Origin of the sequence: Streptomyces smyrnaeus (assembly GCF_017676345.1) — a bacterium.
In the GTDB taxonomy this organism is placed as follows: Bacteria; Actinomycetota; Actinomycetes; order Streptomycetales; family Streptomycetaceae; genus Streptomyces; species Streptomyces smyrnaeus.
Genome location: NZ_JAFFZM010000001.1, coordinates 603,112 through 618,143 on the forward strand (window position 1 = coordinate 603,112; position 15,032 = coordinate 618,143).

The window sequence follows — 15,032 nt, forward strand, 5'->3', positions numbered from 1 at the left end:
CACACGGCCCGCCGGATGGCCGCGAGCGGGTGCACCCCGGTCCGGACTGGGGTTGGCTGGGAACACAAGGACACACCCGCGGCGACAAGCGGCACACGGACAGCGACGCACTACAGGCAGTCGAGGAGGCGTCCGACGGGCCATGGGCATGGGCACGGCGCAGCGGATCGACGCCTTTCAGCAGCGGCACCGCTGGGCGGGTCTGCCCCTCGCCGTCGTCTACAAGGTCTTCGACGACCAGGCCCTCTATCTGGTCGCCCTGCTCACTTACTACACCTTTCTGTCGATCTTCCCCGTGCTGCTGCTGTTCGTCTCGGGGCTCGGCTTCTTCCTGGAGGACAACCCGGAACTGCAGCGGCGGCTGCTGAACTCGGTGCTCGGCGAGTTCCCGGTGCTCGGGGACCAGCTCCGGGGGCGTATCCACGCCTTCAGCAGCAACGGCGTCGCCCTCGCGGTCGGTGTCGCCGGCAGTCTCTACGGCAGCCTGGGGGCCGCGCAGGCCGCGCAGTACAGCCTCAACAAGATGTGGGCGGTGCCCCGGTACCAGCGGCACGACCCCTTCAAGTCGCGGCTGAAGGGGATGCTGTTCTTGATGACGGTGGCGGGCGGGCTGTGCGTGACGCTGCTGCTGTCGCTGGCGACCGCGGAGTCCCGGGCGTTCGGCACCGATCTGGGCACCGGGCTCCGCGCGACGATCACCCTGGTGGCCGTGGCCGTCAACGCCGGGCTGCTGCTGGCCACCTACAGCTTCCTCACCCATCATCAGGTGGCGCTGCGACGGCTGTGGGCGGAGTCCGTCGGCGGTGCCTGCGCCTGGCAGCTGCTGCAGTGGGCCGGCGGGTACTACGCCACGAACGTGCTGCGCGGGGCGAGCCTGACCTACGGGATGTTCGGGATCGTGCTCGGTCTCCTCGGCTGGATCTACCTGGGCGCGTTGATCTTCGTGGTGGCGGCCGAGGTGAGCGTGGTGCGGGCTCATCGGCTGTGGCCCCGCAGCCTGCTGACGCCGTTCACCGACCGGGTGTGGCTCAGTTGGGCCGACCGGAAGGCGTACACCTCCTACGCCACGACGGAGACCTTCAAGGGCTTCGAGACCGTCACCGTGGAGTTCGACCAGCGACCGCCCGCGGGCGCCCCGCCCAGGGAGGACCCGCCCGAGGAGGGCGGGCCGCCTGCGGACGAATCGCCCGAGGCGGAGTCACCCGGGCGGCAGCCGCCGCCGGCCGACGGGCAGTCTCCGCCCGGTCGGCCGTCCGGAGGCTGAGTCTCACCTGGGGTGGCGGGATCCGGCGCCGAAGCCGATCATCCGCCAGATCCGGATCTCACGCCGGAGGCCGGGCAGCTCCCGGAGGAACATCGCCAGGCCGAGCGTGCCGAGCACGGCGAGCTGGCCGACGAGAATCCGCTTGGCCCGGCACGGACCGGAGCCCGCGGCGTGGGTGGGACGCCGGAAGGGCGCCGCGGAACGCCGGGCACGGGAAGGTGGGGTCAACTGTGGGATGAGGCGTCGGGACGGGAGGCCTCGCTGCATGGTGCGCTCCTCAGCCGGGCGAGATGTTGGGCATGATCTTCATGATGGAGTTGTGCTTCTTCCAGTGGATGCCGGTCGAGCGCCGGGCGTCCGCGGTGCCGTCCTTGTGGTGGCCCGGCTGGCGGTTGTAGAGGCCCTTGTTGCCCTGGTGCATGCCCCACACGTGGGTAGGGGTGTCCGGCTTCACGTGGGGTCTTCCGACGCGGATACGGCCCATGGCGTCCTCCTTGCTGGTCGCGTCACCCTCGCTGCTCGGTCAGTTCGGCGAAGAACCGGTCGATCTCGGGCCACACCCGGCTGCCACCGGAGAGGCCCTGCCACTCCCGCCGGACGACGGCCACCATGCGGAAGCAGTCGTCGATCGGGACGATCCAGTGCTGGGAGCGGCCCTGGACGGTGTTGACGAGCAGTGCCTCGACGTCGGCCGTCAGGGTTGCCAGGTCGGGGCAGTGTGCGACGGTCGCCCGCCAGGCCTCGGGGGCGATCTCCCACCGGGTCGCGCCGGCGGGGCTGGGGTAGTGGGCGCGTACGCTCCCGTCGGCGCGCGGTACGAAGAAGGCGAGCCCGACCGGGACGCCCAGCGGCTCGGTGGGGACCGGTGCCAGCCTCCGTCGCCGGTGCCCGATCAGCAGATAGTGCCCTTGACCGGCGCCGTCGCGGACGAACAGCAGCGAGCACGGCCGGCAGACGCACAGCACCTGGTCCGCCGTGGTGTCCAGCAGATGCCGGTGGCCTTCGGGCACCGGGTCGCCGCACAGGTCGCAGCGTTCGGCGTCCTTGCCCACGGCGTGCTCGCCGGGCTGGTCGGTGGCCTCGCGGATGACGCGGGCCAGCGCGCCGGCGGTCATCGCGGCCCCCCGGCCGGTGCGGTGGCGGGCAGCAGCGACTCCAGCGGTACGAAGGCGGGGGCCGCCGCCTCCTGCGGGGCCGTGCGGACCTCGGCCAGTTCGGGCGCCGCGGCCAGTACCGCCTCGCGCACCGCTTCCTCGATCCCGGAGGAGGAGGTACCGCACCCCTTGGTGGTGAGCCGGACGGTGGCCACCGGTCCGTCGATGCCGACGAGTTCGATCGTGGCGCCGCGGCGGCGCAGCACCTCCGCGATGGATTCGACGGCGGCGGCGACCCGGCGCTCGACCGGGTCGGGGTGCAGTCCGTGCAGGACGAGAAGGTGGTGGAGCAGCTGATCGCCGGCCAGTCGGCGGACCAGCTCGGGCCCGGCGAGGTCGCCGACCCGCGCCAGCGCCTCGCCGTAGAGCTCCGTCAGCCCTCGTACGGCCGCGCGGGCGGCGTCGGCTGTCGGCCCGGCCACCTTCTCCACCCGTTCGAGGAGTTCGTCGAGGCGGGCCAGGCGCTGTTCGACCTCCGCGTCCGCCAGCCGGGGCGGGTCACCCATGACCGGCTCCGGTCCCGGCACCCGCGCCGAACATCGGTGAGTGCGTCTGCTGCAGCTCCTTGCCCTTGCCGAGGTACATATGGACGCCGCAGGGCAGGCAGGGGTCGAAGCTGCGGACGGTGCGCATGATGTCGACGCCCTTGAAGTCCTCCGGGCCGTTCTCCTCGAAGATCGGCTGGCCCTGGACGGCGTCCTCGTACGGGCCCAGGTTGCCGTAGCTGTCCTGCGGACTGGCGTTCCAGGGGGTCGGCGGATACGGGTGGTAGTTGGCGATCTTCTTGTCCTTGATCACCAGGTGGTGCGAGAGCACACCGCGTACCGCCTCGTGGAAGCCGCAGCCGATGGCCTCGTCCGGCAGTTCGTAGTCGTTGAAGATCTTGGTGTCGCCCGCCCGTACCAGGTTCAGTGCCCGATCCACGAAGTCGAAGGCCATGGCGGCCGAGTAGGCGACGAAGTAGGGGCGGGCCCGGTCGCGCTCCAGGGTGTTCGACCACTTGGGGATCTGCCACTCCAGCGTCATCTCCGGAAGCCGGCTGCTCTTCGGGAGGGTGATCTGCACGCTGTGCCCGGTGGCCTTGACGTAGTCGGTCTCCACCAGCCCGTTGAGCGCCGTCGACCACAGCCGGGCCAGTGGGCCGCCGCCGGTGTCCAGCGCCAGGTGGTCGCCGGTGCCCTTGTCGAACCATCGGGGGCTCATCACCCAGCTGTAGTTGCCCTCGAAGTCGCGCTTCTGCGGCGCGGGCACGGTCGTCTGGTTCCAGGGGTGGCGCATGTCCACCGGGTTGCCCAGCGGATCGTGGGTGACGAACGGCTCCTCGTTCACCCAGTCCTCGTAGTAGGAGCTGCCCAGCAGGATGCGCATACCGAGGTTGATGTCGACGAGGTTGTTGGTGACCAGCTTGCCGTCGACGACGATGCCGGGGGTGACGTACATCGCCTTGCCCCAGGTGTTCATGTTCTCGTACCGGTAGTCGCACGTCTGGTAGTGCTGCCAGGCGCCCCAGCAGCCGAGCATGATGCGGCGGCGGCCGACTTCCTCGTACCCGGGCAGCGCCTCGTAGAAGAAGTCGAAGACGTCGTCGTTCATCACGACGGACTTCTTGACGAAGTCGAGGATCTTCATCAAGCGGCTGAGGTAGTCGGTGAAGGTCGTGGGTTCCGGCATGGTGCCCACGCCGCCCGGATACAGCGTGGAGGGGTGCACGTGGCGCCCTTCCATCTTGCAGAACATCTCACGTGTGACGCGGCTGATGTGCAGCGCCTCCTTGTAGACCGCTCCCTCGAACGGGTTGAAGGCACGCATGAGGTCGGCGATGGTGCGATAGCCGTGGATGTGGCCGTGCGGTGCCGGGGTCTGCTCCGCCTTGGCCAGCACGCCGGGGTTGGTGGCCTTGACCATCGCCTCGCAGAAGTCGACGAACACCATGTTGTCCTGGAAAATGGTGTGGTCGAACATGTACTCGGCGGCTTCGCCGAGGTTGGTGATGTGCTCGGCGAGCGGCGGCGGTTTGACCCCGTAGGCCATTTGCTGCGCGTAGTTGGAGCAGGTGGTGTGGTTGTCGCCGCAGATTCCGCAGATACGGCTGGTGATGAAGCCGGCGTCCCGCGGGTCCTTCCCCCGCATGAACACCGAATAGCCACGGAACAGCGACGAGGTGCTGCGGCACTCGGTCACCTCGCGATTGGCGAAATCGACCTTGGTGTAGATGCCGAGATTGCCGATGATCCGGGTGATCGGGTCCCAGGACATGTCGACCACTTGCGGGGTCTTGCGCCCCGCCTCGGGCCGGGCCGCCGTTGCCGTCATCTCAGTCCTTGTCTCGTCGGTCGCGATGGGTGTCGGGCGCCGTCCGGAAATGTCAGGGGCGCCAGCGCGGGTCGTAGCCGCTGGTGAGTTCGGGCCGGTTGTGGTGCCATTTCGGTTCCTGGTTCACCGCGATGTTGGTGATGCCGCGCATCCGCCGGATGAACGCGCCGTAGGGGCGGATCAGGATGGAGGAGAGGCTGCCGCCGGTCGGCTCGTCCATGAACGGCATGAACGCGTCGGGGAAGCCGGGCATCGTGCATCCGATGCAGATGCCGCCCACGTTGGGGCAGCCGCCCACCCCCGACATCCAGCCGCGCTTGGGCACGTTGCAGTTGACCACCGGGCCCCAACAGCCCACCTTCACCTGGCACTTGGGCGAGTTGTAGTCCTTGGCGAAGTCGCCCTGCTCGTAGTAGGCGGCCCGGTCGCAGCCCTCGTGCACGGTCTTCCCGAACAGCCACTGGGGGCGCAGCATGTGGTCCAGCGGCGGTGGCGGGGCGGCGCCGGCCGCGTGGTGGAGCACCCAGACCAGGGTCTCCATGAAGTTCTCCGGCTGGATCGGGCAGCCGGGGACATTGACCACCGGCAGCGCGCCCTGCGACTTGAAGTCCCAGCCCAGGTAGTCCGCGAGCCCCATGGCGCCGGTGGGGTTCCCCGCCATCGCGTGGATACCGCCGTACGTGGCGCAGGTGCCCGCCGCGACCACCGCCCAGGCCCGGTGTGCGAGCCGGTCCAGCCACCAGTTGAGGGTCAGCGGCTCGCCGGTCTCCTCGTCGTTGCCGAAGGACGTCCAGTAGCCGTCGCCCTCGATGATGTTCTGGTTGGGGATCGAGCCTTCGATGACGAGGATGAAGGGCCGCTCGGCCTCGCCGCGGGCCGCCGCCCGGAACGGTGCCAGGAACTCCTCACCGCCGGTGGTGGGCGAGAGCACCTTGTTGTGGAGGTTCACCTTCGGCAGGCCGGGGACGAGGCCTCGCACCAGGTCCTCGATGGCGGGCTGCCCGGAGGCCGTCATCGACACGGTGTCGCCGTCGCAGCTCATCCCCTCCGAGATCCAGAGGATGTCGATCTCCTCGAATCCCGCCCGCTTCTCGGCTTTCGACGGATGCTCACTCGTCCGGGTGATGCCGCTCTCGATGGTCATGTTCTCGGCCTCCCTTGCAGCCGGTCACGCATCCGGTCGTAGACGTTGGCGACCGGTGCCGCCATGGCGAGCGCCGGTGGTGTGTCGGGGGCGTGCGGGTGCGGTCTGCTGGGCGCGGTGCGTTTCGCCTTCTCCAGCGCGCGGCCCAGCTCGTCGAGGGTCTGCTGGTCGACGGCCTCGCGCAGCATCGGCATCAGCCGGCCCTCCTCCTCGGCCACATGCTCCTCGATCTCCCGCTGCAGCTCGGCCATCAGCCGGTCGGTCCGCTCGAAGACCTGCTCGTCGCCCTCCCCGCCGCGGTGCCCGTCCGGGTAGGTGTCGCTGTGCCGGTCGGCGGTGGGGAGCTGGTCCAAGGCGAGGAGCGTCTTCTTCACTCCCATGTGCTCGGCGAGGTGCTCGTCGATCTCCTGCTGTCCGTCCGGCAGGACCTTCCTGGCCAGCGGGTAGACCATCAGCTCCTCGACCGCCGCGTGCTTGGACAGTTCGCGGATCACCGTCTCGACCACGGCGCGGCGCTGGCGTGCGGAGGCGGCCCCGCGGTAGTCGCGGAACAGCTGCTCGACCATCCGATGGTCATGCTTCAACAGTTCGATGGCATCCATCGGACCTCTCTTCGTCGGGGGAGGCGGTACCGGCGCCGACCAACGGCTGGACCTCATCGGGGCGGAAGTAGCAGAACCGGCCGTACCAGGCGTTCAGTTCGGCGGCGGGGTCGTCCTCGACCGACACGGCGAGATGCACGCTGCCGTCCACGTCGTGGAAGACGCCTTCCACCCGGGCCGTGCGCCCCACGAGGAACATGTCCTGCGCGTCGGCGCCCCGGCCCCGGGGACACAGCCGCACCCGGTGGCCGCGCGCCACCTCGACCCCGTCGATCGGCACGCTGTCGGTCGACGGGCTCAGCCCCTCGTCCCCGCCCTCCCGCCACCAGGGGATGCGCTCACCGGCCACGGGCTCGGCCCGTTCGGGCCGGGCGGGCCGGGGAGGCTGGAGGAGCTGGGCCGGTTCCGGCGAGCGCATCGCACCGTGCAGCTGTGCGAAGACCTCCTGCGGCATGTTCTCGACCCGGTCGAGAATGGCAGCGGCACGCGGGTCGGTGGCTCGCGCCTCCCGCTTCTCCTCGTCGGTCAGCAGCAGCGTACGCAGCGAGAGGATCTCGTCGATCTCGGCGGCGTCGTGCAGATCGCCCGGGCTCTCGGGGGCGATCTGCGGATGGTCGCCCAGCAGGATCGGTGAGGAGAACATCGTTCGCGCGGTGCCCTCCTCCCCCGCCAGGACAGGGAAGGTGCGCACGTTCCGGCATGCCCGGGTGTGCGCCGCTGCCCAATCCGGCGGGTCGATCAGGGAGCAGAACCGCGGGCCGTCGCCGCCGAGCAAGGTGTGGGTGGCCAGGAGCGAGTGGCTCAGCGCCACTTCGCGGGAGGCCTCCGGGGAGGGAGAGTCGCCGGTGTTCTCCGTACGGACGGTCAGGCGGTACGTTCCCTCCGGGCCGTCGAGCCGCTCGGCCCGCAGGGTGGTACGGGCGCGCACCGGGTGTCGACGGCGTACGATTCGGCCGACGGTGCCCCCGGCGCTGGCCAGCGGGGCGGTCTCCAGGCCGCTCGGCGCGCCGACCGGGTACGTCCGTTCACCGGCCAGCAGCTCGGTGAGCGGCACCTCCAGGTCGGTCTCGCGCGGTACCGCCTCGTCGAACGTCAGATGGAGCGCGCCGTCCACATCCAGGGTCTCCACGGCCTCCCAGCCGTCGCCCACGCCGGTGCGCCGCTCCGCGGTCTTGCGCTGGGCCTGGAGGTAGCGCACCCGGACGCGCAGTACGGCATCGGGCACGGCCTCGAACAGGCACTCGGTCTGCTGGTACCAGGACTCGGCAGCGCCGGAGACGCCGGGCTGCTCGGTCAGGTGCGCCTCGGCCCAGACGCGCGGCACCAGCACCCCGAACTGCCAGCGCACCCGGTTCTTCGGTGAGCTGCGGCGGTACGGGTAGAGCAGATATCCCTCGTAGCAGATGGCGTCGGCGACAGCGCGCACCCGCGCGAAGTCCGCGTCCGCCGCTGACCTGCCGCACTGCTCCTGGGCCGGAGCGGCCTGAGCCGGACCGTCCACCCGCACCTCCCGGACCACCGGCGCGACCGCGCCTCCTCCACACACACCGGCGTCCATATTTGCACTCTTTATTCACATTTGCTCGCTCTGGCGCCGCCGGTGTGGCGGAGGGTGGGCAGTGGACCGCGGGTGGCGGCGGAGAGTGACCGCAGACGGCGGAAGGGGTCGGCTCAGTCGCCGCTCACTCCTGGCCCTTGCCGCGGCCGGTGAGCATGTCGCGGGCCCGGTCGACGAGGCCGACGCCCGGAGCCATGGCCTTCAGGGCCGGGGGCTCATGGGGGCCGGCGGGGTGCGGACGGGTGGGAGCGGTCTTCTTGGCCTGCCGGACCTTGTCGCCGAGCTCGGTGAGCTCCAGGCGCGGCAGGACCTCCTTGAGCCGGGGGAAGAGGTTGCCCTCCTCGTCACTCACATGGGTGCGGATCTCCTGGATCAGACTGGTCAGGATCTGGTCGAAGGCCGGGTCGCCGGCGTTCAGCCCCTCCAGATCCTTCATCAGCCGCTCGGCGCCCTTGTGGTCCTCCAGCTCCTTGTCCGCGAGTTCGTCCCCGTCGGGCACATGGGCACGTACGGCCGGGTACAGGTACTCCTCCTCGGCGATGGAGTGCCGCACCAGTTCGATCGTGGCCTGCTCCGCGTACTTCTTGCGCTTCTCGTCACCGGGCGGGAGGGCTTCGATCTTGGCGAAGAGCTCCTCCACCTCGCGGTGGTCGGTGGTGAGTTCCTCGATGACCGTTCCGCCGTGTCCCATGGTGTCTCCTCCAGTGCCCTGTTTCGGTGGCCGCGACTGCTTGCGAAGCTTCGAGGACACCGGGTCCCCCCGAGGCGGGCCGGGCTAACCTACGGGCCGACCTACCGCCCATTCGGTGAGGAACCGCGTTTAACCGGCGCACCCCCTGGAACTCCGTGGCCCGTGTGGCTCCTGAGACCGCCGGGGGTGTACGCCCCGCAAGGCGATACCGAACTGCTGATCGAAGCGCTGACCGATGCCGCCGTCCCCCGGGGCGCCCGGATGCTGGATGTGTGCACCGGCACCGGCGTGGTGGCCCTGACCGGCGCGCGGCTGGGCGCCGCCGAGGTGCACGCCGTCGACGTCTCCACCCGGGCGGCCCTGGCCTCCGCCTGGAACGCTCGGCTGCGGGGACTGCCCGTCCGGGCCCACCGCGGTGACTTCCTGGAGCGCGCCGAGGGCCGCTTCGACGTGGTGACGGCCAATCCCCCGTATGTGCCGCACGCACCGACCGACGAGCGGGACGGCGGGCGCCGGGCCCGCGCCTGGAACGCGGGGCGGGACGGACGCAGGGTGCTGGACCGGTTGTGCGCGGCCGCGCCCCGGCTGCTGGCCCGCAACGGTGTCCTGCTGGTGGTGCATTCCGCGCTCAGCGGACCGCAGCGGACACTGGACCTGCTGCACGACGCCGGGCTCAAGGCGGCGGTGACCTCCCGCCGTACCCAGCCGTTCGGTCCCGTACTGCGCGCACGCGCGCAGTGGCTGGAGGAACAGGAACTGATCGTCCCCGGACAACGACACGAGGAATTGGTGGTCATCCGTGCCGACCTCACCCGATGAGCCGCACCCGCGGCGCCGCGAAAGGCGCCGTGTGACGCTGGAGCAGGGCGGGCCCGTGCTGGTGGAGGGGCCCGTGGAGGTCCGGCTCGACGACGGCACCACGGTCGTCTCCGACCGCTTCATGACAGCCCTGTGCACCTGCCGCCGCAGCCGCACCTACCCCTGGTGCGACACCAGCCACCGCCGCCGCTCCCGGACCCGCTCCGGCACGACCGGCTCCCCGACGACGGAGACGAACGACGCTCCCGGGCCCGCGCGGGCCCGGGAGTCCGACCCCCGGAATCCCGGGAGGTGACCGGTAGATGGTTCGCCCCGCTGTGGGTCAGGGCAGCGGGGTGCCGCCGGTGGCGTTGAGGATCTCGGCCGTCACGTAGTTGGCGTCCTCGGAGGCGAGGAAGACATAGCCCGGTGCCATCTCGGCGGGCTGCGCGGGCCGCTGCAGCAGGCTCTTCGCCCCGAACTCGGAGGTGTCCGGGAGCGTCGAGGGGATCAGCGGCGTCCATACGGGCCCCGGCGCGACGGCGTTGACGCGGATGCCGCGCTCGGCCAGGTTCTGGGCGAGGCCCTGGGTGAAGGTGACGATGCCGCCCTTGGTCATGGCGTAGTCCAGCAGATGCGGCTTGGGCTGGTACGCCTGTACGGAGGTGCTGTTGATGATGCAGCCGCCCTCCGGGATGTGGGCGAGCGCCAACTTGGTGATGAAGAACATGCCGTAGAGGTTCGTGCGCACCACGCGGTCGAACTGCTCGGTGCTGATGTCGTCGATCCCGCCGGACTGCGCCATCTGGTAGGCGGCGTTGTTGACGAGTACGTCGATCCGGCCGAACTCTCCCGCCACCCGCTCCACCAGGCGGCGGCACTCGGCCTCCTGGCGGATGTCGCAGGGTACGGCCACCGCGCGGCGGCCGGCCTCCTCCACCAGCCGGATGGTCTCCTGGGCCTCGTTCTCCTCCTCCGGCAGATGGCTGAAGGCGACGTCGGCGCCCTCCCGGGCGTAGGCCAGCGCGACGGCACGTCCGATGCCCGAGTCCCCGCCGGTGATCAGGGTGCGCCGGTCGGTCAGCCGGCCGCTTCCCCGGTAGGTGCGCTCACCGTGGTCCGGGCGCGGCTCCATCGCCTCGGTGTCACCCGGATGGGTCTGGCCCTGCTGCGGAAACTCCGGCTTGGGGTGCTTGTCAGCGGGGTGTCCGCCGGTTGCCGGGGTGTCGTTGCCGTCTGCGCTCATCTCTCCTCCTGGCGGTGGTCGGTTCGGTCGGTGCGGGTCGGTGCGCGGCCCGCCCACCCCGGCGGGCGGGGTGGGCGGTGTTGTCCCGGTCCCGCCGCCGAGGTCAGCCGACGGACGCGGGGAAGCGGTCCCAGGCGCGGTGCTCGGCCAGCAGCCCGGTGATCCGCTCGAAGACGGACTGCGGGTCGTCGGCCACCACGACGCCTGCCGCGTCCTGTGGGCACCCGGCGGCGGCGAGCACATCGGCGCCGTCGCCCCAGGCGCCCAGCGCCTTGGCGTGCCGGAACGCCTCGGAGATCAGCAGCAGGACCCGCGGGTCGATGCCGCCGCTGCCGGTGTGCAGGCCCGCCTTGGCGTCCCGGGCTCCATAGGCGTCCTTGCCGGTGCCGGGCGCTCCGGCGATCAGTACGGCGTCGAACTCGACGGAGCGGGCGTTGGCGAAGGTCCGCTGGATGACGACGGAACCGCCCCCGCCCGTCAGTTCGCCGCCGTGCGGGGCGATGACGAGCGGGACCATGCCCTGGTCGCCGATGGTGGTGCGCAGCGTGGCCAGCGCGGCCAGGTCGCTGTTCTCGTCGGCGACGATGCCGATGACGCGGCCGTCGGTCGGCCAGGTGTGGCCGAGCTGGGAGAGCGCCGGGCTGGGCTCCACCTCGGGCAGCGGGCCCGAGGGCTCGGGCGCGGGCAGTCCGAGACCGGCCGCCACTCCGGCACACAGCTCCGGGTCGATGTCGGCGAGCACCCGAAGTTGGCGTTCCTTGATGGACTGCTCGTAGCACTTGCTCAGCTCGAAGGTGTACGCGGCGATGACGTGTTCCCGCTCGACCGGGCTGAGGCTGAGGTAGAAGCGCCGTGGGTGGCTGGTGTGGTCGCTGAAGGACGCGGGGGCCGCCCGCACCTTGGACGACTGCGGAACGGTGACCGGGGCCTCCACATAGGCGCCCTCGCCGGCCCCCGCCAGGAAGGGGCAGCCGCCGTCCAGCGAGTTGGGACGGTAGGGGGCCACCCCTCGGTGCACGGCCGTCTGGTGCATGCCGTCGCGCGTCATGTCGTTGATCGGGGCGTGCGGCCGGTTGATGGGCAGCTGGGCGAAGTTGGGTCCGCCGAGGCGGGTGATCTGGGTGTCGATGTACGAGAAGAGCCGGCCGGCCAGCAGCGGGTCGTCCGTGATGTCGATGCCGGGCACCAGATGGCCGGGGTGGAAGGCGACCTGTTCGGTCTCGGCGAAGAAGTTGGAGGGGTTGGCGGTCAGCGTCATCAGCCCGATGGGCTGCACCGGCGCCCACTCCTCGGGCACGATCTTCGTCGGGTCGAGCAGATCGATGCCCTGGAAGGTCTGCTCGGGCGTGTCGGGGAAGGTCTGGATGCCCAGTTCCCACTCCGGGAAGGCGCCCGCCTCGATGGCGTCGGCCAGGTCGCGGCGGTGGAAGTCGGGGTCCACACCGTTGGTGATCTGGGCCTCTTCCCAGGTCATCGAGTGGACGCCCAGCTTGGGCTTCCAGTGGAACTTCACCAGGGTGGTGCCGCCCTCCTCGTCGACCAGCCGGAAGGTGTGGACGCCGAAGCCCTCCATCATCCGGAACGAGCGCGGGATGCCGCGGTCGGACATGTTCCAGATGGTGTGGTGGGCGGCCTCGGTGTGCAGCGAGACGAAGTCCCAGAAGGTGTCGTGCGCGCTCTGCGCCTGCGGGATCTCCCGGTCCGGATGCGGCTTGCCGGCGTGGATGACGTCGGGGAACTTGATGGCGTCCTGGATGAAGAAGACCGGGATGTTGTTGCCGACCAGATCGAAGGTGCCCTGCCCGGTGTAGAACTTCGTCGCGAAGCCGCGGGTGTCGCGCACCGTGTCGGCGGAGCCGCGGGAGCCGAGCACGGTGGAGAACCGGACGAAGACGGGCGTCTCGACGTCCTTGCCGAGGAAGGCCGCCTTGCAGATCTTCGACGCGGTGCCGTAGCCGCGGAAGACACCGTGCGCGGCGGCGCCACGGGCGTGCACCACCCGCTCCGGGATGCGTTCGTGGTCGAAGTGGGTGATCTTCTCACGGAGATGGTGGTCCTGGAGGAGTACGGGTCCGCGCTCACCGGCCTTGAGGGAGTGGTCGGTGTCGTAGAGCCGCAGGCCCTGGGCCGTGGTCAGCCGGCTGCCCGTCTGGGCCCGCACCGCCGGGTCCACTCCCCCGGCCCCCGGCCCTGAGGTGCTTCCAGGGTGCTCGCCGGTGGCGGAGTAGACCTCGGGTCCCGACTGGTCCTGCTTGGGCGGCAGGGGCTCGCGCGGAGTGGTCGGCTGCTCGACGGGGGGCGCTTCGGGCGCGGGACGGCCGGGGATGAACGGCTCCCCTTCGTGCTGGTTCTCGTGCGTGGGGCCGGCCATGGGAGGACCTCCAAGAGCGTGAGAGACGGACCACCGCAGGGGTAACCGGGCCGTCCAGCTCCGAAACGGGAGGAGTCGGAAGTAACCGCTGATGCCACAGGGCGCCGACCGCCGGCCGGTGGCGGGCCGTCACCGGCCGGCCCCCGGACATGTCACCCCGTCAGTCCGCCTCCGGCAGGCGCACCTCCAGCACCCCGTCGTCCCGCACCCGCGTCTCGAAGCTGGGCTGCGGCGCCGTGGCCGGGCCGCGGACGTTCCAGCCGTCCGAGAGCCGGAAGGTGCTGCCGTGCCACGGACAGGTGACACAGCCTTCGGCCACCGTCCCCTGCGACAGCGGCCCCGACTGGTGGCTGCACCGGTCGGCCAGCACCCGCACCCCGCCGGAGGGCTCGCGGTAGACCAGCAGCTTGACCTCGCCCAGCGAAGCGCTCGCCGCCTGGCCGACCGGAAAACCGTCCACCTTGCCCACCGGGTGCCAGCCCGGCTCCACCAGGTGCTGCACCGGTTCGGCCTTGTTGGGGCCCACCGCCTGCCGGTAGGCCAGATGCCCGCCGATCAGCCCACCGAGTCCGGCGGCGGTCAGCCCGCCGAAACCCAGCAGCCGTCCCCGGCACTCGCGGCCGCGCATCCGGGCCGCCAGCGAGGCCGCGTACAGCCCCAGTGCGGCGGAGTTGGCCAGCGCGTGGACGAGACCGGTGCGCAGCTGCGGCTTGTGCAGCTCGGCCCAGTCGGCGGCGCCCGTCCAGGCGGCCGGGAGCGCGGCCACCATCCCGGTGCCGATCAGCACCCGGCTGGCGCGGCGTGTGCCGGGCAGCAGGTCGAGCACCCCCGCCGACATCCAGGCGCCGATGGGCAGCTGCACCAGTGCGGGGTGCAGCGGGTGGCCGAGCCATCGGCCGTGCAGTACGTCGCGCAGTCCGCCCAGCGGGAGCTTCTTGACGGCGTTCTGCAGCGGGCTGATCGCCGGATCGAGAGCGGTGGCCCTGCCCAGCGCGTCGAGCGGCCCGGCGAGGGGCAGCCGGTCCAGGCCGTTCTCCACGGCGCGAACGGCCGGAGGGAGCTTCTCCTGCTCGTCGCTCACCGGATTTTCGTTACTCAGCGCTTCGGAGGACATACCGCTCCGGTTGCCACACCTGGCCGCGGACAAACGGTCTGCGGCGCGCACCACTCCGTCAGCCGCCGGTCCGACACGCCCTTGGCCGGGCCCGCCCCCTGTTTCGGCGCCGCACCCCGGGGGGACCCGGCTGAGGTCCACTGAGCAGAGAGGAGTCGAGATGACTACGGCACGCGACATCATGACCCCGGGCGCCGACTGTGTGCAGTCCGACCAGACAGCGGCGGACGCGGCGGAACTGATGACCGAGCTGGGCGTGGGCGCGCTGCCCATCTGCGGGAAGGACAACAAGCTCAAGGGCGTCGTCACCGACCGCGATCTGGTGGTCAAGGTGCTGGGGCCCGGCCGCGACCCGGCCACCTTCCCCGCCGGCAGCCTGAACCAGGCGGAGGCCGTCACCATCGGCGCCGACGACAGCGCCGAGGAGATCCTGGAGACCATGTCGCAGCACAAGGTGCGGCGTCTCCCGGTGATCGACGGCGATCAGCTCGTCGGGATGGTCGCGGTCGCCGATGTCGCCCGCTCCCTTCCGCACACGGACACGGGCCGGCTGGTGGACGCCCTCTCGGAGGACTGAGCGGGCAGCACTCGCCGCGGCCGCTCGGCACCCCCGGGCTCCTCCCCCGCGGGCCGCCCCGGCCCGCGGGTTCGGGCTGTCCGGATCCGGTGGGCCGCCGTTGGTGTGCCACGGCGGGGGCGTACGAGGCAACGGGCAACCTGGGAAGTTTGCCCCCGGGGCGGCGGGGCACTGAGGTATGCGGTCTTCAAGGAGGGCGA

16 protein-coding genes are annotated in these 15,032 nt (G+C 71.0%); 4 read left to right on the plus strand and 12 right to left on the minus strand.

Features of this window, described 5'->3' with window-relative positions:
* The first annotated feature begins 142 nt into the window (after window positions 1-142).
* The gene (locus JW613_RS02635) at window positions 143-1,264 is read left to right on the plus strand and encodes a YihY/virulence factor BrkB family protein (RefSeq protein ID WP_245224798.1); all 1,122 of its coding nucleotides are present in this window, start codon (window positions 143-145) and stop codon (window positions 1,262-1,264) included.
* Between the two features lie 3 nt (window positions 1,265-1,267).
* Here the strand turns inward: JW613_RS02635 and JW613_RS02640 are convergent, their stop codons facing one another.
* The 9 genes from JW613_RS02640 to JW613_RS02680 form a co-directional block, all read right to left on the minus strand.
* Entirely contained in the window at window positions 1,268-1,492 is a 225-nt protein-coding gene (locus JW613_RS02640) for a hypothetical protein (protein WP_209209244.1), read from the minus strand.
* Between the two features lie 49 nt (window positions 1,493-1,541).
* Window positions 1,542-1,748, minus strand: a complete 207-nt coding sequence (locus JW613_RS02645; RefSeq protein WP_209209031.1) for a hypothetical protein — start codon at window positions 1,746-1,748, stop codon at window positions 1,542-1,544.
* A gap of 22 nt (window positions 1,749-1,770) precedes the next feature.
* Complete coding sequence (locus JW613_RS02650; protein WP_209209032.1) at window positions 1,771-2,379, minus strand: DUF5947 family protein; 609 nt, start codon at window positions 2,377-2,379, stop codon at window positions 1,771-1,773.
* Window positions 2,376-2,924 carry a NifU-related iron-sulfur-binding protein gene (locus tag JW613_RS02655; RefSeq protein ID WP_209209033.1) on the minus strand — a complete coding sequence of 183 codons (549 nt, stop codon included), beginning with the start codon at window positions 2,922-2,924 and terminating at the stop codon, window positions 2,376-2,378. Before JW613_RS02655 ends, JW613_RS02650 begins: the two co-directional genes overlap by 4 nt.
* On the minus strand, window positions 2,917-4,731 hold the full coding sequence (locus JW613_RS02660; RefSeq protein ID WP_209209034.1) for a nickel-dependent hydrogenase large subunit: 1,815 nt from the start codon (window positions 4,729-4,731) through the stop codon (window positions 2,917-2,919). The genes JW613_RS02655 and JW613_RS02660 overlap by 8 nt, the downstream gene beginning before the upstream one ends.
* 52 nt (window positions 4,732-4,783) lie before the next feature.
* Complete coding sequence (locus JW613_RS02665) at window positions 4,784-5,875, minus strand: NADH-quinone oxidoreductase subunit B family protein (protein ID WP_209209035.1); 1,092 nt, start codon at window positions 5,873-5,875, stop codon at window positions 4,784-4,786.
* Window positions 5,872-6,477 (minus strand): hemerythrin domain-containing protein, encoded by a 606-nt coding sequence (locus tag JW613_RS02670; RefSeq protein WP_209209036.1) that lies wholly within the window; start codon window positions 6,475-6,477, stop codon window positions 5,872-5,874. Before JW613_RS02670 ends, JW613_RS02665 begins: the two co-directional genes overlap by 4 nt.
* The gene (locus JW613_RS02675) at window positions 6,449-8,035 is read right to left on the minus strand and encodes a hypothetical protein (protein ID WP_245224799.1); all 1,587 of its coding nucleotides are present in this window, start codon (window positions 8,033-8,035) and stop codon (window positions 6,449-6,451) included. The genes JW613_RS02670 and JW613_RS02675 overlap by 29 nt, the downstream gene beginning before the upstream one ends.
* Window positions 8,036-8,159: 124 nt before the next feature.
* On the minus strand, window positions 8,160-8,726 hold the full coding sequence (locus tag JW613_RS02680) for a hemerythrin domain-containing protein (protein WP_209209037.1): 567 nt from the start codon (window positions 8,724-8,726) through the stop codon (window positions 8,160-8,162).
* Window positions 8,727-8,912: 186 nt separating this feature from the next.
* Between JW613_RS02680 and JW613_RS02685 the strand changes: the two genes are divergently transcribed.
* The gene (locus JW613_RS02685) at window positions 8,913-9,545 is read left to right on the plus strand and encodes a HemK2/MTQ2 family protein methyltransferase (protein WP_307865758.1); all 633 of its coding nucleotides are present in this window, start codon (window positions 8,913-8,915) and stop codon (window positions 9,543-9,545) included.
* Window positions 9,526-9,840 carry a CDGSH iron-sulfur domain-containing protein gene (locus JW613_RS02690; RefSeq protein WP_307865759.1) on the plus strand — a complete coding sequence of 105 codons (315 nt, stop codon included), beginning with the start codon at window positions 9,526-9,528 and terminating at the stop codon, window positions 9,838-9,840. The genes JW613_RS02685 and JW613_RS02690 overlap by 20 nt, the downstream gene beginning before the upstream one ends.
* A gap of 27 nt (window positions 9,841-9,867) precedes the next feature.
* Here the strand turns inward: JW613_RS02690 and JW613_RS02695 are convergent, their stop codons facing one another.
* The 3 genes from JW613_RS02695 to JW613_RS02705 form a co-directional block, all read right to left on the minus strand.
* A complete protein-coding gene (locus tag JW613_RS02695; protein WP_209209040.1) occupies window positions 9,868-10,770 on the minus strand; it encodes an SDR family oxidoreductase in 903 nt (300 codons plus the stop codon).
* Between the two features lie 103 nt (window positions 10,771-10,873).
* Window positions 10,874-13,141 carry a catalase gene (locus tag JW613_RS02700; RefSeq protein ID WP_209209041.1) on the minus strand — a complete coding sequence of 756 codons (2,268 nt, stop codon included), beginning with the start codon at window positions 13,139-13,141 and terminating at the stop codon, window positions 10,874-10,876.
* Window positions 13,142-13,301: 160 nt separating this feature from the next.
* Window positions 13,302-14,168 carry a Rieske (2Fe-2S) protein gene (locus JW613_RS02705; protein WP_372447890.1) on the minus strand — a complete coding sequence of 289 codons (867 nt, stop codon included), beginning with the start codon at window positions 14,166-14,168 and terminating at the stop codon, window positions 13,302-13,304.
* Window positions 14,169-14,415: 247 nt separating this feature from the next.
* On the opposite strand from JW613_RS02705, the gene JW613_RS02710 reads away from it, so the two are divergent.
* Complete coding sequence (locus JW613_RS02710) at window positions 14,416-14,832, plus strand: CBS domain-containing protein (RefSeq protein ID WP_209209043.1); 417 nt, start codon at window positions 14,416-14,418, stop codon at window positions 14,830-14,832.
* Window positions 14,833-15,032: the final 200 nt, after the last annotated feature.